Raw genomic sequence first — 21,847 nt, forward strand, 5'->3', positions numbered from 1 at the left:
AAAATCGATTATTAAAATACAATACCTTTTAGAATTGAATGAAGAATTTCAATCTTAAATCTTATCATGTCAGGGCTATGAATGCAGCCACAGAAGAAGAAAAAGCAAGCATAAATCAGGAATTGAAAGACTTGTACGACAGCCTGACAGACGCAGATAAGAAAGATTTTAACGAACAACTGCAGACATTTCTGGTTAAAGAAATGGCTGCTATAAACTCAATGTATCAGGCCACACAAGATGACAATCTGAATTAAAAACCTCTTGTACTACCCCAGCTTAAACTTACCTCTGTGAAACAATCCTTCAGTTTTTTTATAAGCCTTTTCATTTCTTTTGTGTGTTTTTCGCAGGAAGACCGCACCAGCGTTATTAAAGTAAACGCTTCGGCGCTTGCCTTTAAGACCTACAACATCCAGTTTGAAAAAGCATTCAATAAAAAATTCAGCTTTGCATTGGGGGTTTCGCACAGGCCGGAAGATCGTATTCCTTTTGCCACAGCCATCAGAAAATACGTTGATGCCGCAGATGAAGGTATTGATTATGTGAGTTTAAAAAACGTAAGAAAAGGTGAAGCCTCTATGGGTTTGTTTAAGATAACCCCCGAATTAAGGTTTTATCCGGGTAATAAGTCAAGCGCGCCAATTGGTTTTTATATTTCTCTGTTTGGCCGGTACGAACGCTTCTCTGGAACACTGCCGGTTGATGTTGATATGGTATATAAAGGCCAGCCCTTAAGAGTTGAACTACCGGTAAAAACAGAGTTTAAAACGCTGTCAGGTGGTTTAATGCTGGGCAGGCAGTTCAGGTTGGGAGAAAGATTTACGCTCGACTGGTATATCATAGGCGGATACTTTGGAAATGTAACGGTGCATGGCGAGTCGAATCAGGATTTATCTAAATATGATGATAAATTTATCAGCGATTTGCGCCAGAATATTCTGGATACTTTCCAGATCAATGAGGCCTATCTGGCATTGCAGGTAGATAAACAAGGCGTAAGAATTGATAACGCCCGTAGACTGAAATACCTAAACCTGAGAGGCTTCGGCCTTAACCTGGGATACCGATTTTAATCGGGCTGTTTACGTAAAAAAATCTCCCCCTTCAGGGAGGAGATTTTTTCTGACAAACCATGTTAAATTTTAGATATTACATATTCTGATACCCGCCTGATAGCCCATCCAGGAGGCAAGATTTACCCGCTCGCCAAAGTATCTTCCCTGTTTTTCATAGAATTTGAATCGACTCATATTACCCAGATTCACCTCCGGCTGCTGCGTTGCGTGGAAATTGATGGTTGGCGCGGCAAACAGTGCGATGCGCGGGCTAAGGTGTACTTCAAGCCCCAGGCTGCCACGGAGCAAATTGTTGGTTTCCCATTCTTCCACATCATTTTGCAGGTGCGAGCTTATCACATCAAAATTCAACCACAGCGTTTTGTTAAGTTTCCAGGCAGTGCCAAGGCCATAGCCTAAGCTAAGCACAGGTTTGCCGGGTTGGTCGAAACCATAACCCACAGTAAATATATTATAAAGCCTTCGCACACCAGTTTTGAAAGTAAGGTTACCCGGGCTTACCTCGTCGGTGCTTAGCTCCAGTCTTTTGTAGCCTCCGCGTTTTACAAAACTAATCAGACCCACCGGTATAGAATTAGACTCCTCGGCCACGTTCATCACCCCAACCTGCAAGCCGTTGTCTACCCTGTAAGCCATATTTAGTATGCCTGCCTGCACACCGCTGAAAACATCAGATACCTGATTGAGGAATCCGGATGCCTGAACACCTTTAAAACTGCCACCCACAAGGTTTACAAACCCGGCTGCCTGCACACCGCTTCCGCTTTTAACGATAGCATTGGCAAAACCTGCCGCCTGAACCGAGTTTCGGGTATTATTACCGACAAAATTCACAAAACCCGAGCCTTGCACCCCACTGAAATTACGTAAAACCACATTGGCAAAACCTGCACCCTGCACGCCATAAGCCGACTGCCCCACAACATTGACAGTACCTGCTGCCTGCACACCATTTAATTTGCCTGCTACCAGATTGGCGAATCCGGCTGCCTGAATACCGTCTACCCTGCCCCTTACCATGTTGAGCACCCCTCCGATTTCAAGTTTTCTTACACCAAGCGAGTATCCGGCTATGATGTTGAAAGAGTAATCGTTGATGACGTTACCGCTCATATAATGGTTGGTACCAATAAATGGCAGGATAGATACCTGAGACTGGCGGTAGAGGGTATCTTCAATATTATTGAGGTGGATATTCTGGCGGGCGGTTATCAACCAGTCTGTCAGTTTTTTATGCGCATCTTTTAAAGCGTCTTTGGTTTCGGCCCAGTACTCATCATAATCAATAGGCTTTTTTGATGTGCTGGTAATAGTTGGCTCTTCAATTACCGGTGGCAAAACCGCTACTTTAGGCAGGCTGTCGAGTTTTTTTGCAGGTAAGGTATCTCTGTAAATTACCGGCAGCGTTTTTCTGGCAGCTACCTGAATAGGTTTGCTGGGCAGCAATGAAACATTAACGGTGGCGTCAGTTTTGGCTTTTACCGCCACTTCTTCATGGCGATAATTCTGTTTTCTTACCTGCAGGTTTACGTTTTGCAGCGTGGCAGGTATTTTAAGGCGATAATAACCATACTGATTAGTGACGGCCGAAGCAAGCGTGACAGGCTCGTACACACTGGCTTTTTCAATTTTCAAGCCCGTCTCCCCGTCTGAAACGTAGCCCATTACGAAAAAATCTTTTTTCGGCTCTTCAATGTTTCTTTTCAGAATAATGTAATTGCCCTTGTTTTTAAAAGTGGCCGTATTGCCGAAAACAGCATTCAGGGCCTCACGCACGGGCTGGTTCTGAACTGACACCGAAACGCGCCTGTTGATATCAAAGTCGTCAGGATTATACGAAAAGCTGAAACTACCCGCATCAGAAATCATCTTAAGGGCTTTATCGAGTTTTTCGTTTGTGAATTTAACCGTGATTACACGTTCAAGCGGAGGTGTATCTTGTGCAAATGATTGGGACAGATGCAATAAAAAAATAAATGTTAATAGCTTTTTCATACTTAATCTCTTTTTGTAGCTATGACATCCGAAAACGATTCCCCCCCTATCTGAAAATTATTTTTTTTCTGCCCATTTCGTGTTGGCTTATTCCGCGCAGCCTTGTCCGTCTAAAACATAAGCACCCTCTTTTGCAGATACAGTAAGGTTAAGGGTTTCGGCTATAATATTGAGCGCATTGGGTAGCGACTCGTTGTTGAAACGGGTAGTGAGCCTGCAGGTTTTAATGCGGTTGTTAGTCAATACAATATTTGTATGGTAGCCATCGGCCAGCGCTTTCGCTATTTCTTCAAGGCTCTGGTTTTCAAATACAAATACTTTGGTTTTATACGCAAAAGCGTTTTTATCGGCACTGAGTTTTTTAATAGTATCGTTTTCAAAAGTGGCTTTTTCACCTGCCACCAGCAGTGTGGCCTTCTTCTTGTTTTTAAACTCTACTTTTCCGGTTTCAACACTCACCTCTACATTTTTATTATAGGCTTTCACATTGAACGACGTACCCAGCACGCGGATGTCGGACCCATTGGCATGAATCACAAATGGCTTGCTTTCGTTTCTTTTTATGTCAAAAAAAGCTTCGCCTTTCAGGGTTATCTCACGGGTTTTGCCCTCAAAATTTTCAGGATAAACAATAGAGGTATTATTGTTCAGAAAAACCACCGAGCCATCGGGCAAAGTTTGTTGCAGCGTGTTGCCTGTGGTGGTAAGGGCCAGCATTTCCGGTTGGGGGGTGCTGAAAAAATAAGCCAGCAACCCTGCTGTCAGCACTACCAGAATACTGGCAGCAATACCCAGGCTAAAAAATCTTTTAGGTTTAGGTGCAGGTTTAAAGTCAATTACTTTTGCTTTGGGCGTGGCATCCATCCTTGCTTTTACTTTCAGCCAGGCGGCATCGGTATCAACGGGTTGGGTATTCTGCTCTTTCAGCAGGTCAGCCTTATCCCATATAAAAGTATAGTCGTTTAGCTCTTTCTGATGTGCATCGTTCTCCTCCAGCCACTTTTCAATCAAAGCATCTTCATGGGCATCAGTTTCCTGAGCCAGATACTTGCCTAAAAGGTCTTCGTGGTTATCTGAACGATTCGTATTCAAGTTTAGCGTATTCTTCTTATAGGTACCAATATTCTATGTTCAGCTTTACTATGCCGTCTAACAGTAAAATCAAGATTGGCAGGTACTCGGCCAGTTCGGTTCTTAAAATTTTTAGTGCCTTGCCTACCTGGTTCTCAACCGTTTTGGGCGAAAGCCCCAGTTGGTCGGCTATTTCATGATACTTCAGTTCTTCAAACCGGCTCAGCTTAAAAATCACCCGGCATTGTTCAGGCAATTTTTCAATGGCTTCGTGTATGCGTTGTTCAAGTTCGTTTTTCATCACTGTCTGCCCAACCGACTCATACGAACTTTCATAATAACTGGTGGCGTACTCCTGATACTCTTCACGAATCTTCAGGTGTTTTATGCGGTTCAGGCAGTGGTTATGCACCGCCCTGTATAAATAAGATTTCAGCGAAATGTTAATTTCCAGGTCGCTTCGTTTTTCCCACAAGCCTGAAAACAAATTCTGTACAATTTCTTCGGCCTCTTCCATCTCTTTCAGTATTGAGTTGGCATAATTGCAAAGGCTCTGATAGTACTTCCGAAAAACCACTTCGAAAATACGTTCATTTCCCTGCCTTATTGCGCCAACTATTTCCTGCTCTGTTAACTGCACCGAATAAAGTTTAAATTTTATGCAAACATAGCGGTTTCTGTTGAAAGATTAAAAAATCAATTTGATGAACGGTCTGTGTATATGACAACCCACCAGCGTTTTACCCCCAATTACTAAAGTAAAATTTTTTTATGGCGTGCAGCCGTAAAAAAAAACAAAGAATTTCAGGATAAGCAATGGGGGTAATGGAAGGCTGGTTTGTCATGGATTCAAAAACAAAAAATTAATAATTATGAAAAAACTAACCGTTTATTACTTGTTAGCCACTCTATTGATGGCATTTGGACTGAGTTCGTGTGAAATTATTGAGTCTGGTCTGGAACCGCGGCATCCGGAAGACAAGCACTTTAACCTGAGTGGTTTTGATAAGCTTGAAATGGGCGATGGTTTTCAGGTTGAGGTAAAGCAAAGCGCCAATTACAGAATTTTTGTAAAAGGCGACCGCCGCGACATAGACGACCTGGTTGTGCGCGTTAGTGGCGGCCAGCTAAAAATGTATTTTTCTAAGTGGCGGACAAAACGTTACCGCATGGAGGTAGAAATTGAAATGCCAGACCTGAAAGAGACCGATTTCTCTGGTGCAGTAAATGCTTATGTAAGGGGTTTTAATAACCTGGACCAACTGTACATTGATTTGTCGGGTGCATCAAAGGCTACTTTTGTAACCCAGGCTAAAGGCTATGACATTGACTTGTCGGGCGCATCAGACCTGACTATTGAGGGCAACGGCAAAAATCTGGAGGCCGAGATATCGGGGGCGTCTAAACTGTATGCTTTTGATACCGACATAGAGAAAGCTAACCTGGATGTATCAGGGGCAAGCTCGGCAAAAGTTACGGTAAGCAACAATCTGCGCGTAAGTGCCAGCGGAGCAAGTAAAGTTCGTTACCGCGGCAACCCGGTTGTTAGTTCTAATACATCGGGCAGCAGCCATGTTGAGAAAGATTAATACGCCAACAAAATTTCTAAATCCAACCAGTAATCCACCAACCAGAACAATAGCCTTCATACCGGAAGGCTATTTTCATTTTTCCCTTTTGCCCAATAAAAATCGCCCCGATTTTGATTTTTGCCTAAAAAAGGGGTTATTCGTGGTGCAAAAACAAGAAACACTTTTTTAAACCATACACATAGTATTATGTCAGAATTTATCAGTGGTATTCAGCAGGTCGGGATTGGCGTTAAAGATGCAGGCGAGGCTTTTCGCTGGTATAACAGAACACTGGGGCTGAATGTGCCGCTTTTTGATGATGTAGCTGAAGCTAAATTAATGACACCGCATACCAACGGGGTAGTAAGGCAACGCCGTGCCATTCTGGCCCTTAACATGGCCGGTGGTGGCGGAGCGGAAATCTGGCAGTCGAATCGTCCGGCACCTTTGGCGGCCGAATTTACCCCGGAATTAGGCGACTACGGTATCTTTGCCCTGAAAATTAAATGCCAGAATGTAAAACAATTTGCCGGCAGGCATAGTTTAAAAGTAGAACTTTCGCCCGAAGGCAAAGAACACAGCTGGTTGCAGGACCCCTACGGAAACCAATTGCAGATAGTGCCTGATGGCTCGTGGTTTAAGCCTAAAGAGAGCAATACGGGTGGCGTTTTGGGCGTGATTATTGGTGTGAGCGACATTGACAAAGCGCTGCAACTCTATAAAGATACGCTGGGTATCAGCGAAGTGGTTTATGACAAAACCGGTAGTTTCAATGACTTTGAAACCCTGGGCAAAGGCAATGCACGTTTCAGAAGGGTGCTTTTGCGTAAAAGTATGCAGAACCGTGGGGCGTTCAGCCGGTTGCTGGGCAATGTTGAAATAGAACTGGTGCAGGCACTGGATGCAGATGTAAAACCTAGAACCATTTTTGCAGGCCGTAGCTGGGGAGACCTGGGTTTTATTCACCTGTGTTTTGATACACTGGATATGGACGGACTGAAAGAATTTTGTGCCGGAAATGGTTTTCCGTTTACGGTTGACAGCAGCGATACCTTTGATATGGGCGAGGCCGGTGGCCGATTTACCTATCTGGAAGACCCCGATGGCACACTTATTGAGTTTGTAGAAACACACCGTGTGCCTATTCTGAAAAAAATAGGCTGGTATCTGAATCTGAAAACCAGAAAAACACAAAAACCATTGCCAGACTGGATGGTGGCCACCATGGGTTGGGGCAAAGTAAAAGAGAGAGAATAGCAGGTAACGAATATATTTATACGAAATTGAAAAAAAATTATATTTTTTTTTGTTGGCTATTTACCTGAGTAAAAAATTTCACTATATTAGCATCAACAAAGGCAACAAATGAAAAATCTGTTCGTTTTTTGGATTTTACAGTAAGATTTGTTAATTTTGCACTCCGGTTAGGAGAATGCTGGGTTTGTACGATTCAGCCGCTTCACTAAGCGAGTAAATTAATAATCAGGTAAATAATAAAACAATGGATTTGATTAAATTGGTTGAAGCAGAATTTGCTACCAAAAGAGACAACCAACCCGAGTTTAAAGCCGGTGACACAGTAAACGTTCACGTGAAAATTAAAGAGGGTAACAAAGAACGTATACAGGTTTACACAGGTATGGTTATTCAGCGTCGTAACGCTGGTACAAATGGTGAAACTTTTACAGTACGTAAAATTTCAAACGGTGTAGGTGTAGAAAGAATTTTCCCTATCCTTTCACCAAGTATTGATAAAATAGAGGTAGTGCGCTTCGGTAAAGTACGCCGTGCAAGATTGTTCTTCCTACGTGGAAAACAAGGTAAAGCTGCCCGTATTAAAGAATTAAAGAAATAATGTATATCCGGCTGCCGGTTAAACTTTCGGCAGTTTGAGATGTCTAAAGATAAAAGTAATAGCTTTTTCATAATTTTGTATGGGAAAAGGTCGCTTCTTTGAAGCGGCTTTTTTTGTGCCTAAAAACCGGTAAAAATAGAGAATCATTAGGGTTACATGACGAAAATAGCGTGGTACCCTAAAGAGCACCACCAAAGCGAATTGATTTTTCCGTATAGCCGGGCTGCGTATCTTTGAATTTTGAAGCAGTAAAAGAAAGAACCAAACAAAAGAATTAACTTAGATATTTATTTGTTGACGTGTTATGAGCAACCAGAGATATACAGGCAGTTTTTATAAGTACCAGGGTACCGGTAACGATTTTGTAATGATTGATAACCGCGACGGACAGTTTCCGGTTGAGCAGCCCTTTATTGAACACTTATGCCACCGGCGATTCGGAATTGGTGCCGACGGTCTTATTCTGTTAGAAAACGACCCGGACTATGATTTCAGGATGGTGTACTTCAATGCTGATGGCAGAGAAGGCAGCATGTGCGGCAATGGTGGGCGTTGCACCGTAAGGTTTGCCGAAGACCTGGGTATTTTTAGTGGCAGCACTACCTTTATTGCCGTTGATGGCGAACATGAAGCCAAAGCAAACAGCACCGACATATCGTTGAAAATGGGTGAAGTACACAGTATTGAGCATCATGAAAATTATGATTTCATGAATACAGGTTCGCCGCATTATGTGCGCTACGTGGCCGACATACACCATTATGATGTGGTAGCAGAAGGAAAAAAAGTAAGATATGCTGATGATTGGGTAAAACGCGGCGGCACCAATGTAAACTTTGTAGAAGTAATTGACAGCGAAACCATCTATGTACGCACTTATGAACGCGGTGTAGAAGATGAGACCTATTCATGCGGTACAGGTGTAACGGCCTGTGCGTTATCGGCTCACATGAAGCATGGTATGCCCAGCCCTATTAAAGTACGAACCAACGGTGGAAATCTTCAGGTTTCGTTTGACGAAGGCTTTCAGAATGTGTACCTTACAGGCCCTGCCATTAGGGTATTTGTAGGAAATCTGAAAGCCAGCTAAGGTTTTAACCTGCTTAATTGAGATACTATCCGAAGACCGGAGGCTTAGCCTTCGGTTTTTTTATGACTAATTGAATAAACGCATCATTATTGCCTCATTAAGCGCTTAAGTAGTATCTTCGCAGTAAATAATATTTGCATCGCAGGGTTTATAATGCAGATGTAACCCATACAAAGGCCCGATATGAGCAATATACCTTTAAACATTATATGAAGGCTTACTTTCTACGACTTTTTGAGCATGAACATTGGGCAAATGCAGAAGTGCTTGCTTCTTATTTACAGGTTGAGCAACCGCCGGCCAGGGCAATTGAGTTACTTTCGCACATGGTTTCGGCGCAGAGAATCTGGATTGAACGCTTACAAGGCGTCAGCTCTGCTACCAAAGTTTGGGAGTTGTATAAAAAAGAGCAACTTAAAGATTTACTGGCAGCCAATTTTAATGATTTGAATGCCTTGCTGGAAAGCGTAGATTTTAACCGTATGGTAACCTATCGTAATTCGCTGGGTGCAGTGTTTACCAGTTCTGCCAGCGATATCCTGACACATCTGGCATTGCACGCGGCGTATCACAGAGGGCAGGTAGTACAACTCCTGAAAGGCCATGTATCACCCTTACCTGCTACCGACTACATATTTTATTACAGATAAACCAGCCACAAGCGAATGAATCAAATACCTACTTTTGACTACATCAAAGAAACGCACGAAAAAATAAAACCGTACATACGGCACACACCAGTGCTTAGTTCTGAGTTTATCAATGAGCTGGCTGGTTGCCACGTTTTCTTTAAGTGCGAAAACCTGCAGAAAATTGGCGCGTTCAAAGCCCGTGGAGGTATAAATGCCGTACTTAGGCTTAGCAAGGAAGAGCAACAAATGGGTATTACCACGCACTCGTCAGGCAACCATGCACAGGCCATTGCACTGGCAGCCAAAGCTGTGGGTACTAAGGCCTATATTGTAATGCCGGGCAACGCACCTGATATCAAGAAAAACGGAGTAAAATATCTGGGAGCTGAGATAATTGAATGCGAACCAACGCTTGAAGCCCGCGAAAGCGCCGTACAGAAGATAATTGATGAAAAAGGGGCAACATTTGTTCATCCTTTTAATAATTATGATGTAATAGCCGGACAGGCCACTGCTACGGTTGAACTGATAGAACAGGCGGGTTTGCTGGATGTAGTGATGGCTCCTGTTGGTGGTGGTGGATTGCTAAGCGGTACAGCCCTGGCAGCGCATTACCTGCAGCCTGATGCTGAGGTAATAGCCGGAGAACCCGAAGGTGCAGCCGATGCGGTGCTTTCGTTCAGGTCTGGGAAAATAGAGAAAGCTCCGTATATAAAAACCATTGCCGATGGCCTGCTGACTAATCTGGGAGATAAAACGCTGGAGATAATCAGGAAATACGTTAAGGATATCATCACTGTAAGTGATGATGAAATTGTGGAAGCCATGCGCCTGATTTGGGAGCAACTGAAAATAGTGATTGAACCCTCGGCAGCAGTGCCTTTTGCTGCATTGCTGAAACACAAAGAACACTTTGCTAATAAGCGCGTGGGCATTATACTAACCGGTGGCAATATTGATTTAGGCAAATTGCCGTTTTAGAAACTTCGATTGAGCAGGCAACGTTTTCTTTCAGTTTGTTGATAGGCTCATTTGCTATGTATTATTTCACCACGAAGTTTCACCAAGTTGAATTACTGAGTAGCACTGAGTTAAAATATACTTCGTGCAACTCTGTGTGCAACTTAGGGTAACTCCGTGGTAAAAAAACAGTTAAGCTACTCCGCTTGAAACAACTCAGTAAATTTAAAGTCAGTACCATCAAACAAGCCTAAGTCGCTTAGCTTCAAAGAAGGTATTACTAACAAGGCCATAAAAGACAGGCTCATAAAGGGAGACGTAAGCGTACTTTTAAGTACCTCTTTTGTAAATTTATCTAACCTTGTGTAATCTTCGGCCACCTGATAACCGTCTTCATTGCTCATCAGGCCTGCCACGGGTAAAGCCAATACACCTTTTTGATTACTGCTAACGGCCGACACCCCACCCTGTTCTCTCACAATCAGGTTTACGGCATCACAGATGGCTTCATCTTCAACACCAATAGCCACAATATTATGCGAATCATGGGCTACCGATGAGGCTATTGCGCCTTCTTTTAGGCCAAAATTACTGATAAATGCCACGGCCGGAGGGGCATCTGAATACCGGTTGTAAACCACCATTTTCAGAATATCTCTTGCTGTACCTGCCACCACGTTTCCGTCAAGTATGAAGGGGTTTACCAATTCTTCGCGGGTAATCAACTGGCCGTCAATGGCTTGTATTACCCTCAGAAGACTTCCTGCTGAGGGTGCCTTTACGGTTATTTGCGCCGGTTTAAGAGGTGCACAATTAAAATTATTAACCACCTCGCTTCTGATGTTTTCAATCAGCGATTTTCCGTTTTCGGCAACTTTTTCACCATCAATATAAGTTTCCAGTATTTCAAAATTATCCAGATTGTCCACCTTTATAAAATCGGCCCAGTCACCTTCACGCAGCAAACCTATATTCATACGGTAATGCAACACCGGATTAATGGTGGCCATTCGCAACACCTTAAATTTATCGATGCCTTTGGCAACTGCCCTTTTTATCAGCTCGTTGATATGGCCTTCTACCAGATTATCAGGGTGCTTGTCGTCAGAGCAAAACATCATAGCTGCATACCAGGTGTCTGCCAACGAAATAAGTTCTTCAAAATTTTTGGCAGCGCTGCCTTCCCGAATCAGAATTTTCATTCCCATCTTCAACTTATCCAAGGCCTCACCTTTCGTGAAACACTCATGGTCGGTCTCTATGCCTGCTTCAATGTACTTCTTGGCCGACGCCCCTCTTAAACCAGGCGCATGACCGTCAATGGGTTTGTTAAATGCCTTGGCAACAGCCAATTTCTTCATTACAGCGGGGTCATCGTTCAGCACCCCGGGGAAATTCATCATTTCAGCCAGATACCCGATTTCCTTATAACCAAACAGCTCGGTAATGTCGTCAACTGTTACTTCTGCCCCTGCTGTTTCAAAAGTAGTGGCAGGTACGCATGACGGCGCCCCAAAACAGAATTTAAAAGGCACTTTGCGGCCATCTTCTATCATGTATTTTACACCGGCTATACCCAGCACATTGGCAATTTCGTGCGGGTCAGACACCGTCCCGACCGTTCCATGTACCACCGCCAGCCGGGCAAACTGCGCCGGCGTAAGCATAGAACTCTCTACATGTATATGCGCATCTACCAACCCGGGTAAAATATAGGGTTCACCAGTTTTCTCTTCACCCAGAATTTTTATTTGCTGAATCCGTCGGTTTTCAACCGTTAATTCTCCAAAAGCTATCGTTCCGTCAAAAACGTTTACAATATTGGCTATAAAATTGGTCATAATCCTCAATGCTTATTTACCCGTTTCTGTCAATCATCGGTTCTTTACCGACAATGCCTTAAAAATAGTCAATTTTCTGGCAAACAAAACCATTCATAAAAAACTATTAACAGCCACGACACTTTTTAAGACATTTTACGTTTAAATGATTAAAGCACCAAATGCGACAGAAATGAAAAGAATTGATAAAGAACTGGAAGCAAAGTTTGCTGAAAAACAAAAATTTGACCTGCTGGCCAGCCTTGCCATTGATGCACTGGGGATGTCTACCTACCTGATACCGGCTTTAGGAGAGGGTTTCGATCTGCTGCTGGCACCCGTTATATCAGGGCTGATTTACGCGGTTCATCGTACTACTTTCGGAGCGGCATTCGGGTTTGTTGAAGAGATTATTCCGTTTACAGATATTATCCCCACGGCCTCTATCCTTTGGGTGTATCGCTATGTTTTCAGAAAAAAACAAACCCGCCAACAATTTGCAGATGCGTTTAATAAAAAGAAAATAATTGTGATTCCGGTAGATGAATAAGTTCTGAAACAAACGCCTATTCAGTTAATATGTAAATCGGTACTTCAGCAATGGGTACCGATTTTTTATTTGCTCTTTGTTAAAATCACGGCTAAAAAAGCCTTACTATTATCGTCTTTATGTCCGGTTTTGTATAGACAATTGTCCGTTTCCGGACACCTGCATTTTCATAAAACACATAAATTATACCCAAAACAATCATTTTTGTAATTGGCATTGTATTTGATTTACAAAATTGTATCTAATAAAAGCGTATAAACAGATTATGAAAAAGACGATTCTGGGTGAGTTAGAAGAACTGGTGCTACTGGTAGTAGCCGCAAGTAGTGAATCGGTGTACGGTGTACCTGTAATGGAACAGTTGCAGGAACTTACCGGGCGAGACTTCACCATCGGTGCCGTGCATACTACCCTATACCGATTGGAAGAAAAAGGCTTCCTGGTTTCTACTGTTGGTGGGGCAACGCCTGAACGCGGTGGCCGCCGCAAGCGCCTTTTTGCCCTGACCGCATCGGGCGGACAGGCCCTTTTGGAAGTTCAGCAGATGCGTTCGCAACTATGGCAGACTATCCCTCAAAGCAAATTAAGTTCTTTGGGTTTATCCACCAATTTACTATAAGCCCGGATATGAAAAAGCAAAGGGATACACCTCAGCCGCCTTCGTGGGCAGACAAACTACTGGAATGGTTTGTGGCTCCTCACCTGCTTGAATACGTGCAGGGAGATTTACACGAAAACTTTTATAAACGGGTTGAAACAGTAGGTATTACCCGCGCCCGCCGAGAATACCTTTGGGCAGTGTTGAACTGCCTTACACCTTTCTTTTTTAAACGAAAAAAGGAAGTGCATTTAAATAGCTATTACAAAAAAGATTCTAACACCCGCTTTACCGACATGCTCTCAAATTACCTCACCGTTGCGTTCAGAAATCTAAGGCGACACAAAGCTTTTACCGCCATTAACATTGTTGGGCTGGCCGTAGGGTTAGCCACCTGCCTGCTGATTGTGCTTTTTGTAAAACACGAACTTAGCTACGACCGCTACCATGCCCATGCCGACAGAATCTACCGGATGATTATTGACGCCCGGGTGGATAAAAAAGATATCCGGCTGGCTTACGCCAGCGAACCGGCCGGGCCTGCCCTGATGCGCGACTACTCAGGAGTTGAAGCTTTTACCCGCCTGCGCGACGACGGCGCTTTTCTGGTAAAGCATGGCACCGAAGTTTTTAAAGAAGAGAACATCGCCTTTGTAGATTCTAACTTCTTTTCTTTTTTTTCCCTTCCTATCATAAAAGGTAATGCAGTTACGGTATTGATTGAACCTAAAACGCTGGTACTGAGTGAATCAAAAGCAAAGAAATACTTCGGATTTGCCGACCCTATCGGTAAAACTTTGTCTATCGGGCATCTGGGCGAATTCCGTATTACAGGTATCTGCAAAGACGTACCTTCTAACACGCATTTCCATTTTGATATGTTCGGTTCTGTCAAATCTGTCAATGCGGGTACTAAATGGATGGCCAGCGGCGCTCATACCTATCTGCGCTTAAGAGAAGGTTATACTCAAGAGCAACTGGCCATGCAATCAGACCGTTTGGTTAATAAGTACGTTAACGCCGAAATCAAAGAGTTTTTCGGTATTACCATGTCTCAATTCAATGAAAACGGTAACCGCTTTGGGTTTAGCTTTCAACCTGTTACCAGTATTCACCTGCATTCAGACCTGGATGATGAGCTCGATACCAACAGCAATATCAAATATGTTTACATTTTTTCTGCTATAGCTGCCTTTATATTGCTGCTTGCCTGTATCAACTTCATGAACCTTTCTACGGCTGGGTCTGCCGGGCGTTCCAAAGAAGTAGGTATCAGAAAAGTGCTTGGCTCGGTGCAAAAACAGCTCATTAGACAATTTCTGACTGAATCGGTGCTGCTTACCTTGCTTTCAATGGTACTGGCACTCTTAATGGTACTCCTATTAATGCCCGGTTTCAATAGCCTGACGGGCAAAGAGTTTACAATCTCTGATGTGTTCAATATACCTATGCTGGGTGTAACCATACTTGCGTGCCTGCTGATTGGTATATTAGCAGGGTTTTATCCGGCCTTTGTTCTTTCGGCGTTCAAGCCTGTTGCGGTACTGAAAGGAAAAATGCAGGCCAACCTTCGTAGTGGTTGGCTACGCGATACATTGGTTACCGGACAATTTGTGGTATCAATCTGTCTTATAATTGCTACCATTATTGCCCGCCAGCAACTCAGCTTTATGCAGACCAAGAAACTAGGCTTTAACAAAGAGCAGGTTCTGGTTTTACATGATACGCACGTGCTGGGCGGTAAGGTAAAAGTATTTAAAGAAAATCTGGCAAAAATGGCTCAGGTTACTAGCGTAACATCGGCCGGATTTTTGCCTGCGGGTCATTCCAGCCAGAGTGTTGATGGTATTGTAATACAGAATGGCACGCAAACGGGCATTCACCGGACCAAAAGTTATTTTATCAATGAAGATTATCTTCCAACACTGGGTATGCAGTTGGCACTTGGAAGGAATTTCTCGAAAGAATTGGCCACAGACAGCTCAGCAGTATTGCTAAACGAAGCGGCTGTGAGGGTTTATGGTTTCAAAAACCCAATTGGAAAGCAGATTTCTACTGTTGGCGACGGTACTAAAGGAAGCAAGCATACTTATACCATTGTAGGTGTAGTAAAAGATTTCCATTTTGAAAACATGCGCCAACGCATTGCCCCATTGTTGATGTTCTATGGTGGCGACAACAATCAGCTGGCTTTACGAATCAAGACTAATGACTTGCCCACCTTGCTGAGCAATATAGAAAAACTATGGAAAGCTGAAACAGAAAATCCGTTTGCCTATTCATTCTTAAACGACAGGTTCAATAGCATGTATGATTCTGAACATAGAATCGGTCATATATTCAGTGTCTGTGCCGGGCTTGCCATATTCATTGCCTGTCTGGGTCTGTTTGGCTTGGCGGCTTTTACCACTTATCAGCGCACCAAAGAAATTGGTGTACGTAAAGTATTGGGCGCTTCTGTTACCAGCATTGTAGGGTTATTATTGACCAATTATCTTAAATTAATATTAATTGCCATTGTCATCGCCTCTCCCGTTGCCGGTTATAGTATGTCGCATTGGTTGCAGGATTTTGCCTATAAGGTAAATTTATCGTGGTGGGTTTTTGCACTGGCAGGCGGACTGGCTGCATTGGTTGCAATATTAACAGTGAGTTATCAGGCTATCAAAGCTGCACTAGTAAACCCCATGAAGAGTTTGAAGACGGAGTGAGAAATAAAAGATTATTATCAAATTTGGTAGAGCCGCATTGCATGCAGCTTCAAGGGCATTTGTGTACAATGAATTGATTTATGATGGAAAAATACATAAAAACAATCTGTTAAATCCTTGAATCAATGAAATATCTCAATGTTAGCGGCTTCAGGGGCATTTGTGTACAATAAATTGATTAGTCAGGTATTATAATTGGAAACCCATTTTAATAATTAAACTTGTTCTACGCTGAAGCCGCAAGCATTGCGGCTTCAGGGGCATTTGTGTACAATGAATTGATTTATGATGGAAAAATGCATAAAAACAATCTGTTAAATCCTTGAATCAATGAAATATCTCAATGCTTGCGGCTTCAGGGGCATGTCTGCACAATGATTTGATTAGTCAGGTATTATAATTGGAAACCCATTTTAATCATTAACCTTGTTCTACGCTGAGCCGCAAGCATTGCACCTCTACAAACAAAAAATCCTTTCCGGGTTGGGAAAGGATTTTTATTGTCGGCTATATCACCAATATCTATATCTAAATCTTAAAAATGTCTTTCGCCTGCTTCGCGTTTGCCTAACATTACGGCACCTGCCATAGCAACCAGAAATAGCACTGAAACCAATTCAAATGGTAAAAGGTATTCTCCATAAAGCGTTCTACCCAAAATCTCTACCATACCTGTCTGCGAATTATAGGTTAAGGGGTTAACCGGTTCGCGATCTGCTCTGCGTAAGAAAACAATGAGCATACCTCCTAAAACAACAGCTGTAATAACGGCAGCATAAATAGTTTTCTGCTTCTTCATTTCTTCACTTTCTGTTCTCAGGTTCAGGAACATGATAACAAACAAAAACAATACCATGATAGCACCTGCATACACTATAATGTTTACAGCAGCCAGAAACTGTGCATTTAACAAAATATAGTGCGCTGAAAGCGAAAAGAAGGTTACAATCAGATAAATAACACTATGCACAGGGTTGCGCGACATAACGGTACCCAAGGCCCCGAAGAGGGTGAGTATCGACAGAATGGCAAATGTGTAATAGATAGGAGGCAAATGTAATAAGTTTTTAAAAAATTCCATATCAGTATTTTCTCGATAGAATTAAGCGTTTTTCCAAAGTTTCATTGCGTCTTCTTTTGTCCAGGCATCACGGTGATAACGTTCGTTAGGGTCTTCCACCAGTTTGTCTTTACCAAAAATTACGTCTTCACGCTCAGTAAATACCGGCACAAATTTGTCATGACGCAAGTAAATGGCTTGTTTCGGGCAGGCCTCTTCGCAAAGCCCGCAGAAAATACAACGCAACATATTTATCTCATATACCGCTGCATATTTCTCTTCACGATACAGATGCTCCTCGCCTTTCTTTCTCTCCTGAGCCACCATTGAGATAGCCTCAGCCGGGCAAGCCACTGCACACAAACCACAGGCGGTGCAACGCTCGCGACCTTCGTTATCTCTTTTCAGGATATGATGCCCGCGAAAAACCGGCCCCAGGTATCTTTTTTGTTCAGGATACTGAATTGTCGGCTTCTTCATGAAGAAGTGACGGATGGTAATTCCTAAACCTGCCGCTAAAGAGGGTAAGTAGCTGCGTTCGAACAAACTCAGCTCGGTCTTATCTGTTTTTTTAGCTCTATTAGTTAATTGCATAATGTTAGTATTTCAATGCAGGTATGTCATAACAACCTGACTTTTTAAGCACCTAAAATTGCCTCTTTCTTTCTCGGACGTAAGGCCCAGAAAGCAGAGATGATCAGAATCATTACAGCCAAGCCAACCCAGATTCCTACCAGTCTGTAGCCTGAAAGCATAGCTACTGCTGTAATTACAAGATTAGCTACTGCTAAAGGTATCAGGCCCTTCCAGCCCAGATTCATTAGTTGGTCGTAACGGAAACGAGGGAGTGTCCATCGTACCCACATGAAGAAGAAGATTCCGAAAAGAATTTTCACAAACATGCTGCCAATACCAATGAAAGTAGCCAGATTATAGCCTACTGTCTGGCCAAACCAGCCTATCAAAGCATTTTGAACGTAGTCCATACCCGGATAATTGTATCCGCCAAAGAACAAACAGGCAGTTACCGCCGATGAAGCAAACATATTAATGTACTCGGCAAACAGATAGAAACCCAGTTTCATTGAGCTATACTCTGTATGGTAGCCACCCACCAGCTCGGTTTCACACTCTGGTAAGTCGAACGGTGTACGGTTACACTCTGCAAAAGCACAAACAATAAATATTAAACAGCCCAATGGCTGATAAAAGAAATTCCAGTTGAAACCATGTTGCTGCTCAACAATGGTACGGATTGACAAAGAGCCGGTAAGCATCAGGATAGCGATGATTGACATACCCATAGCCAACTCGTAGCTGATATTTTGTGATGCTGCACGGATGGCACCTAATAAGGAAAACTTATTGTTAGATGCCCAACCGCCTATCATTACACCATAAACACCTAAAGAAACCACACCGAATACATATAGAATACCGATATTAATTTCAATGGCCTGTACTGCTACAAATTTACCGTCAATCAGAAAAGAATTTCCGAAAGGTACTACTGCACTTGACATCAAGGCTGTGAACATAGACAAACACGGGCCCAGAATAAACAACCATTTATCTGCCTGCGCCGGAATAAAATCTTCTTTGAAGAACATTTTACCAGCATCGGCCAATGGTTGCAACAAACCACCCCAACCGGCACGGTTAGGGCCGGGTCTGTCCTGAATATATCCGGCTACTTTACGCTCAGCCCATGTTGAATAAGCCGCAATGCCCAACGTAATTGCAAAAATCACTAAAATTATGAGGGCTTTCCAAAGAAACATTGTTTCGTTTGCCCATTGAATAAAACCGTTCATAGTTTGTTAATTACTTATGCCCAAAATATTTTTCATCCTTTGCCATCAGCGCCTTATAATCTGCTGACTGCTCAATTTCACTCATTTCGTGCAGATATTCACGTTTATCATCAATTTTTTTGTATTGAGACTCAGCCAGTTTCAGTGCAAAATCAGGTTTTTTAACCAGATTAGCTCCATATTTATTGGCCGAAATAACCGACGCCCGCGCTACTTTAGTTGGGCCTTCGATTGTCCACTGGCTGGTTTGTTTTCTTTCAAAACGGCAGGTGTTGCAGATAAACTCTTTCACTTCTCCCCACTCGTTTTTGCGTGCCGTTACACGAATCACCTCATCGCCACGATACCATAGTTGTACTTTACCGCTACATTTCTCACATTCGCAGTGTGCATCAACCGGTTTAGAGAACCACACACGGTTTTTGAAACGATACGTTTTATCGGTCAGGGCGCCTACCGGGCATACATCAATAACGTTTCCTGAGAAATCGTTATCAATAGCTTTACCGATATAGGTTGAAATCTCGGCGTGGTCGCCTCTGTTCATTACGCCATGTACGCGATTATCCGTAATCTGATCGGCGGTGTAAACACAACGGTAGCACAAGATACAGCGTGTCATGTGCAACTGAATATATGGGCCCAGGTCTTCTTTTTCAAAAGTCCGGCGGTCTTCCTCGTAGCGGGTATTACCTACACCATGCTCATAAGAGAAGTCCTGCAGGTGGCATTCACCAGCCTGGTCACAAATGGGGCAATCAAGCGGGTGATTGATTAAAAGAAACTCAACCACCGATTTCCTTGCATCTACTACCTGAGCATTGGTGTAGTTTTCAACCACCATACCATCCTGAATAGGTGTAATACAAGAAGCCACCAGCTTTGGCATTGGGCGCGGGTCTTTGGCTGAACCGGCTGTTACTTTTACAAGACAGGCACGGCATTTACCACCCGAGCCCTTCAGAGGCTCATAATAACACATAGCCGGAGGTGCAACTTCAGGACCAATTTTACGGGCTGCCTGTAAAATGGTTGTTCCCGGTGGCACTTCTACTTCCACACCATCAATGGTTACTTTAAATAATTGAGGGGCTGTATTTTCCATAAAATCAAATTTCGTAAATCAAAAACAGGATGCTTAAACCAACACGCTTTCTTTCATATATACTGCACCGGGTTTTGTGGCCTCTATCGGGTGTTTTACATGCCACTCAAATTCGTCGCGGAAATGGCGGATAGCCGAGGCCACCGGCCATGCGGCGGCGTCACCCAACGGACAAATCGTATTACCTTCTATTTTCTTCGATATATCAACCAGCAGGTCAATATCATGCATAGAGCCTTTCCCGTGTTCAATGCGGTTCAGCACTTTTTGCATCCAGCCGGTACCTTCGCGGCAGGGAGAGCATTGTCCGCATGATTCATGTTCATAAAAACGGGCAAAATTCCAGGTATTACGTACAATACAGGCTGTTTCGTCAAACACAATGAAACCCCCAGAACCCAACATGGTTCCGGTAGCAAAACCACCGTCTGACAACGACTCGTAGCTCATCAGGCGGTCTTCACCGTTAGCGGTTTTCAGAAACAGATGCCCCGGTACAATTGGTACTGAAGAGCCTCCTGCCACAACGGCTTTCAGGGTATGTCCTTTACGAACACCGCCACAGTACTCGTCTGAGTTCAGGAATTCATCACATGGTAAACCCAGGTTAATTTCGTACACGCCAGGCTTGTTGATATGCCCGGAAGCAGAAATCAATTTGGTACCTGTACTTTTACCAATACCGTAAGTGGCATAAGCTTCACCGCCGTTATTGATAATCCACGAAGTTGTGGCAATAGACTCAACGTTGTTTACAACCGTAGGACATTGGTAAAGCCCCTTAACGGCAGGGAAAGGCGGCTTGTTTCTGGGGTTTCCTCTTTTACCTTCTAACGACTCAAGCAAGGCGGTTTCTTCTCCACAAATATAAGCGCCACCACCCGGGTGCACTACCAGTTCTAAATCATAACCGCTTCCTAATATGTTTTTTCCTAAAAAGCCTTTTGCTTTTGCTTCTTCAATGGCTTTTTCAAGAATGCGAATCACGTACATTAACTCGCCCCTCACATAAATGAAAGACTTATTGGCACCCAACGCATAACTTGAAATAATCATACCCTCAATCAACAGATGAGGCAGGTTCTTCATCAGGTAATGATCTTTGAACGTACCAGGCTCTGACTCATCGGCATTACAAACCAGATAACGAGGCACCCCCTCTGGCTTTGCCAGAAAAGACCACTTCATACCCATTGGGAAACCCGCACCACCACGGCCACGCACACCCGATTTCTTTACTTCTTCCACCACTTCATCGGGGGTCATTTTCTTTAGCGCCTTCTCAACAGCCGTATAGCCACCTTTACTGCGATAAACATCAAAAGTGTCAATACCCGGGGTGTTAATATGTTCGGTTAATATCTTCATGATACTCTGTTAAAAAATCAAATTCTTCTGTTAATGAACAGGGCTTAAAACAGCCTTATTTTATTTAGATAATTCTTCAATTATCTCGTCAACTTTATCTTTGGTAAGGTGCATGTAGTATTTTTCACGAATCTGGAAACAAGGCCCCCAGCCACAAGCAGCCAGACACTCTACTTCTTTGAGCGTAAACAGGCCATCGGCGGTTGTTTGTCCTTTTTTCACGCCCAGCTTCTGGGTCAGATGCGCATACACTTCTTCACCGCCCATCAACACGCAAGGGCCTGTGCGGCAATACTCTATAACGTGCTTACCAACTGGCTCGAGGTGGAACATGGTATAAAAAGTGGCCACCTCATACACCTCAACCGGTGTAATGTTCAATAAAGAAGCCACGTAATCCATTACATCCTGACTCATCCAGGCAAATTGCTCCTGCGCCAGGTGCATAATAGGCATCAACGCCGACTTCTGCTTTCCTTCAGGATACCGGGCTATCATTTCCTGGGCTTTGGCCAGGCGTTCAGGTGTAAAAGCTACTGTATTTTTAGTTTCAGTCATTTTAGGTAAT

21 protein-coding genes are annotated in these 21,847 nt (G+C 43.3%); 11 read left to right on the forward strand and 10 right to left on the reverse strand.

Features of this window, described 5'->3' with window-relative positions:
• Positions 1-38 precede the first annotated feature (38 nt).
• Both C0V77_RS08975 and C0V77_RS08980 read left to right on the forward strand, forming a co-directional pair.
• On the forward strand, positions 39-257 hold the full coding sequence (locus C0V77_RS08975; protein ID WP_101726022.1) for a hypothetical protein: 219 nt from the start codon (positions 39-41) through the stop codon (positions 255-257).
• A 36-nt stretch (positions 258-293) separates the two neighbouring features.
• The gene (locus C0V77_RS08980; protein WP_101726023.1) at positions 294-1,076 is read left to right on the forward strand and encodes a DUF3575 domain-containing protein; all 783 of its coding nucleotides are present in this window, start codon (positions 294-296) and stop codon (positions 1,074-1,076) included.
• Between the two features lie 69 nt (positions 1,077-1,145).
• Here C0V77_RS08980 and C0V77_RS08985 read toward each other — a convergent pair whose 3' ends face one another.
• The 3 genes from C0V77_RS08985 to C0V77_RS08995 all read right to left on the reverse strand — a co-directional run bounded on the left by C0V77_RS08985 (position 1,146) and on the right by C0V77_RS08995 (position 4,785).
• Positions 1,146-3,074 carry an STN and carboxypeptidase regulatory-like domain-containing protein gene (locus C0V77_RS08985; protein ID WP_101726024.1) on the reverse strand — a complete coding sequence of 643 codons (1,929 nt, stop codon included), beginning with the start codon at positions 3,072-3,074 and terminating at the stop codon, positions 1,146-1,148.
• Between the two features lie 87 nt (positions 3,075-3,161).
• Entirely contained in the window at positions 3,162-4,166 is a 1,005-nt protein-coding gene (locus C0V77_RS08990) for a FecR family protein (RefSeq protein WP_101726025.1), read from the reverse strand.
• Between the two features lie 16 nt (positions 4,167-4,182).
• Entirely contained in the window at positions 4,183-4,785 is a 603-nt protein-coding gene (locus C0V77_RS08995; RefSeq protein WP_101726026.1) for an RNA polymerase sigma-70 factor, read from the reverse strand.
• 232 nt (positions 4,786-5,017) lie between these two features.
• Here C0V77_RS08995 and C0V77_RS09000 point away from each other — a divergent pair, with 232 nt between their 5' ends.
• From C0V77_RS09000 to C0V77_RS09030, 6 genes are all read left to right on the forward strand, one after another.
• The gene (locus C0V77_RS09000) at positions 5,018-5,734 is read left to right on the forward strand and encodes a head GIN domain-containing protein (protein WP_101726027.1); all 717 of its coding nucleotides are present in this window, start codon (positions 5,018-5,020) and stop codon (positions 5,732-5,734) included.
• Positions 5,735-5,923: 189 nt separating this feature from the next.
• The gene (locus C0V77_RS09010) at positions 5,924-6,973 is read left to right on the forward strand and encodes a VOC family protein (RefSeq protein WP_101726029.1); all 1,050 of its coding nucleotides are present in this window, start codon (positions 5,924-5,926) and stop codon (positions 6,971-6,973) included.
• A gap of 244 nt (positions 6,974-7,217) precedes the next feature.
• Positions 7,218-7,571: a 50S ribosomal protein L19 gene (gene rplS / locus C0V77_RS09015; protein WP_101726030.1), complete on the forward strand. Its 354-nt coding sequence runs from the start codon at positions 7,218-7,220 to the stop codon at positions 7,569-7,571.
• A gap of 304 nt (positions 7,572-7,875) precedes the next feature.
• On the forward strand, positions 7,876-8,661 hold the full coding sequence (gene dapF / locus C0V77_RS09020) for a diaminopimelate epimerase (protein WP_101726031.1): 786 nt from the start codon (positions 7,876-7,878) through the stop codon (positions 8,659-8,661).
• A gap of 209 nt (positions 8,662-8,870) precedes the next feature.
• Positions 8,871-9,311: a DinB family protein gene (locus C0V77_RS09025; protein ID WP_101726032.1), complete on the forward strand. Its 441-nt coding sequence runs from the start codon at positions 8,871-8,873 to the stop codon at positions 9,309-9,311.
• Positions 9,312-9,326: 15 nt separating this feature from the next.
• Complete coding sequence (locus tag C0V77_RS09030) at positions 9,327-10,274, forward strand: threonine/serine dehydratase (protein ID WP_101726033.1); 948 nt, start codon at positions 9,327-9,329, stop codon at positions 10,272-10,274.
• A gap of 176 nt (positions 10,275-10,450) precedes the next feature.
• Here the strand turns inward: C0V77_RS09030 and ade are convergent, their stop codons facing one another.
• Positions 10,451-12,094 carry an adenine deaminase gene (gene ade / locus C0V77_RS09035; RefSeq protein WP_101726034.1) on the reverse strand — a complete coding sequence of 548 codons (1,644 nt, stop codon included), beginning with the start codon at positions 12,092-12,094 and terminating at the stop codon, positions 10,451-10,453.
• A gap of 172 nt (positions 12,095-12,266) precedes the next feature.
• On the opposite strand from ade, the gene C0V77_RS09040 reads away from it, so the two are divergent.
• The 3 genes from C0V77_RS09040 (at position 12,267) to C0V77_RS09050 (ending at position 15,932) form a co-directional block, all read left to right on the forward strand.
• The gene (locus C0V77_RS09040; RefSeq protein ID WP_216824422.1) at positions 12,267-12,623 is read left to right on the forward strand and encodes a hypothetical protein; all 357 of its coding nucleotides are present in this window, start codon (positions 12,267-12,269) and stop codon (positions 12,621-12,623) included.
• 265 nt (positions 12,624-12,888) lie between these two features.
• Positions 12,889-13,242, forward strand: coding sequence for a PadR family transcriptional regulator (locus tag C0V77_RS09045; protein WP_101726035.1), 354 nt, complete (start codon positions 12,889-12,891; stop codon positions 13,240-13,242).
• A gap of 8 nt (positions 13,243-13,250) precedes the next feature.
• Positions 13,251-15,932, forward strand: coding sequence for an ABC transporter permease (locus C0V77_RS09050; RefSeq protein WP_101726036.1), 2,682 nt, complete (start codon positions 13,251-13,253; stop codon positions 15,930-15,932).
• 535 nt (positions 15,933-16,467) lie between these two features.
• On the opposite strand, the gene C0V77_RS09055 is transcribed toward C0V77_RS09050, so the two are convergent.
• Genes C0V77_RS09055 through nuoE form a run of 6 tightly spaced genes read right to left on the reverse strand, consistent with a single transcriptional unit; the run spans position 16,468 to position 21,837 of the window.
• The gene (locus C0V77_RS09055; protein WP_101726037.1) at positions 16,468-17,013 is read right to left on the reverse strand and encodes an NADH-quinone oxidoreductase subunit J; all 546 of its coding nucleotides are present in this window, start codon (positions 17,011-17,013) and stop codon (positions 16,468-16,470) included.
• Positions 17,014-17,034: 21 nt separating this feature from the next.
• Complete coding sequence (locus C0V77_RS09060; RefSeq protein ID WP_101726038.1) at positions 17,035-17,586, reverse strand: NADH-quinone oxidoreductase subunit I; 552 nt, start codon at positions 17,584-17,586, stop codon at positions 17,035-17,037.
• A 44-nt stretch (positions 17,587-17,630) separates the two neighbouring features.
• A complete protein-coding gene (gene nuoH / locus C0V77_RS09065) occupies positions 17,631-18,806 on the reverse strand; it encodes an NADH-quinone oxidoreductase subunit NuoH (protein WP_101726039.1) in 1,176 nt (391 codons plus the stop codon).
• A 10-nt stretch (positions 18,807-18,816) separates the two neighbouring features.
• Entirely contained in the window at positions 18,817-19,911 is a 1,095-nt protein-coding gene (locus C0V77_RS09070) for a 2Fe-2S iron-sulfur cluster-binding protein (protein WP_101726040.1), read from the reverse strand.
• Between the two features lie 33 nt (positions 19,912-19,944).
• Positions 19,945-21,279 carry an NADH-quinone oxidoreductase subunit NuoF gene (gene nuoF, locus C0V77_RS09075; RefSeq protein WP_101726041.1) on the reverse strand — a complete coding sequence of 445 codons (1,335 nt, stop codon included), beginning with the start codon at positions 21,277-21,279 and terminating at the stop codon, positions 19,945-19,947.
• A 60-nt stretch (positions 21,280-21,339) separates the two neighbouring features.
• The gene (gene nuoE, locus C0V77_RS09080; protein ID WP_101726042.1) at positions 21,340-21,837 is read right to left on the reverse strand and encodes an NADH-quinone oxidoreductase subunit NuoE; all 498 of its coding nucleotides are present in this window, start codon (positions 21,835-21,837) and stop codon (positions 21,340-21,342) included.
• Between the last annotated feature and the right edge of the window lie 10 nt (positions 21,838-21,847).

This window comes from Emticicia sp. TH156, from assembly GCF_002855535.1.
GTDB lineage: Bacteria > Bacteroidota > Bacteroidia > Cytophagales > Spirosomataceae > Emticicia > Emticicia fluvialis.

Bases quoted from the DNA above. Each gene is read 5' to 3' on its own strand.
- C0V77_RS08975 (WP_101726022.1), top strand. From the start codon at position 39: ATGAAGAATTTCAATCTTAAATCTTATCATGTCAGGGCTATGAATGCA.
- C0V77_RS08985 (WP_101726024.1), bottom strand. From the start codon at position 3,074: ATGAAAAAGCTATTAACATTTATTTTTTTATTGCATCTGTCCCAATCA.
- C0V77_RS09000 (WP_101726027.1), top strand. From the start codon at position 5,018: ATGAAAAAACTAACCGTTTATTACTTGTTAGCCACTCTATTGATGGCA.
- C0V77_RS09010 (WP_101726029.1), top strand. From the start codon at position 5,924: ATGTCAGAATTTATCAGTGGTATTCAGCAGGTCGGGATTGGCGTTAAA.
- rplS (WP_101726030.1), top strand. From the start codon at position 7,218: ATGGATTTGATTAAATTGGTTGAAGCAGAATTTGCTACCAAAAGAGAC.
- dapF (WP_101726031.1), top strand. From the start codon at position 7,876: ATGAGCAACCAGAGATATACAGGCAGTTTTTATAAGTACCAGGGTACC.
- C0V77_RS09025 (WP_101726032.1), top strand. From the start codon at position 8,871: ATGAAGGCTTACTTTCTACGACTTTTTGAGCATGAACATTGGGCAAAT.
- C0V77_RS09030 (WP_101726033.1), top strand. From the start codon at position 9,327: ATGAATCAAATACCTACTTTTGACTACATCAAAGAAACGCACGAAAAA.
- ade (WP_101726034.1), bottom strand. From the start codon at position 12,094: ATGACCAATTTTATAGCCAATATTGTAAACGTTTTTGACGGAACGATA.
- C0V77_RS09040 (WP_216824422.1), top strand. From the start codon at position 12,267: ATGAAAAGAATTGATAAAGAACTGGAAGCAAAGTTTGCTGAAAAACAA.
- C0V77_RS09045 (WP_101726035.1), top strand. From the start codon at position 12,889: ATGAAAAAGACGATTCTGGGTGAGTTAGAAGAACTGGTGCTACTGGTA.
- C0V77_RS09050 (WP_101726036.1), top strand. From the start codon at position 13,251: ATGAAAAAGCAAAGGGATACACCTCAGCCGCCTTCGTGGGCAGACAAA.
- C0V77_RS09055 (WP_101726037.1), bottom strand. From the start codon at position 17,013: ATGGAATTTTTTAAAAACTTATTACATTTGCCTCCTATCTATTACACA.
- C0V77_RS09060 (WP_101726038.1), bottom strand. From the start codon at position 17,586: ATGCAATTAACTAATAGAGCTAAAAAAACAGATAAGACCGAGCTGAGT.
- nuoH (WP_101726039.1), bottom strand. From the start codon at position 18,806: ATGAACGGTTTTATTCAATGGGCAAACGAAACAATGTTTCTTTGGAAA.
- C0V77_RS09070 (WP_101726040.1), bottom strand. From the start codon at position 19,911: ATGGAAAATACAGCCCCTCAATTATTTAAAGTAACCATTGATGGTGTG.
- nuoF (WP_101726041.1), bottom strand. From the start codon at position 21,279: ATGAAGATATTAACCGAACATATTAACACCCCGGGTATTGACACTTTT.
- nuoE (WP_101726042.1), bottom strand. From the start codon at position 21,837: ATGACTGAAACTAAAAATACAGTAGCTTTTACACCTGAACGCCTGGCC.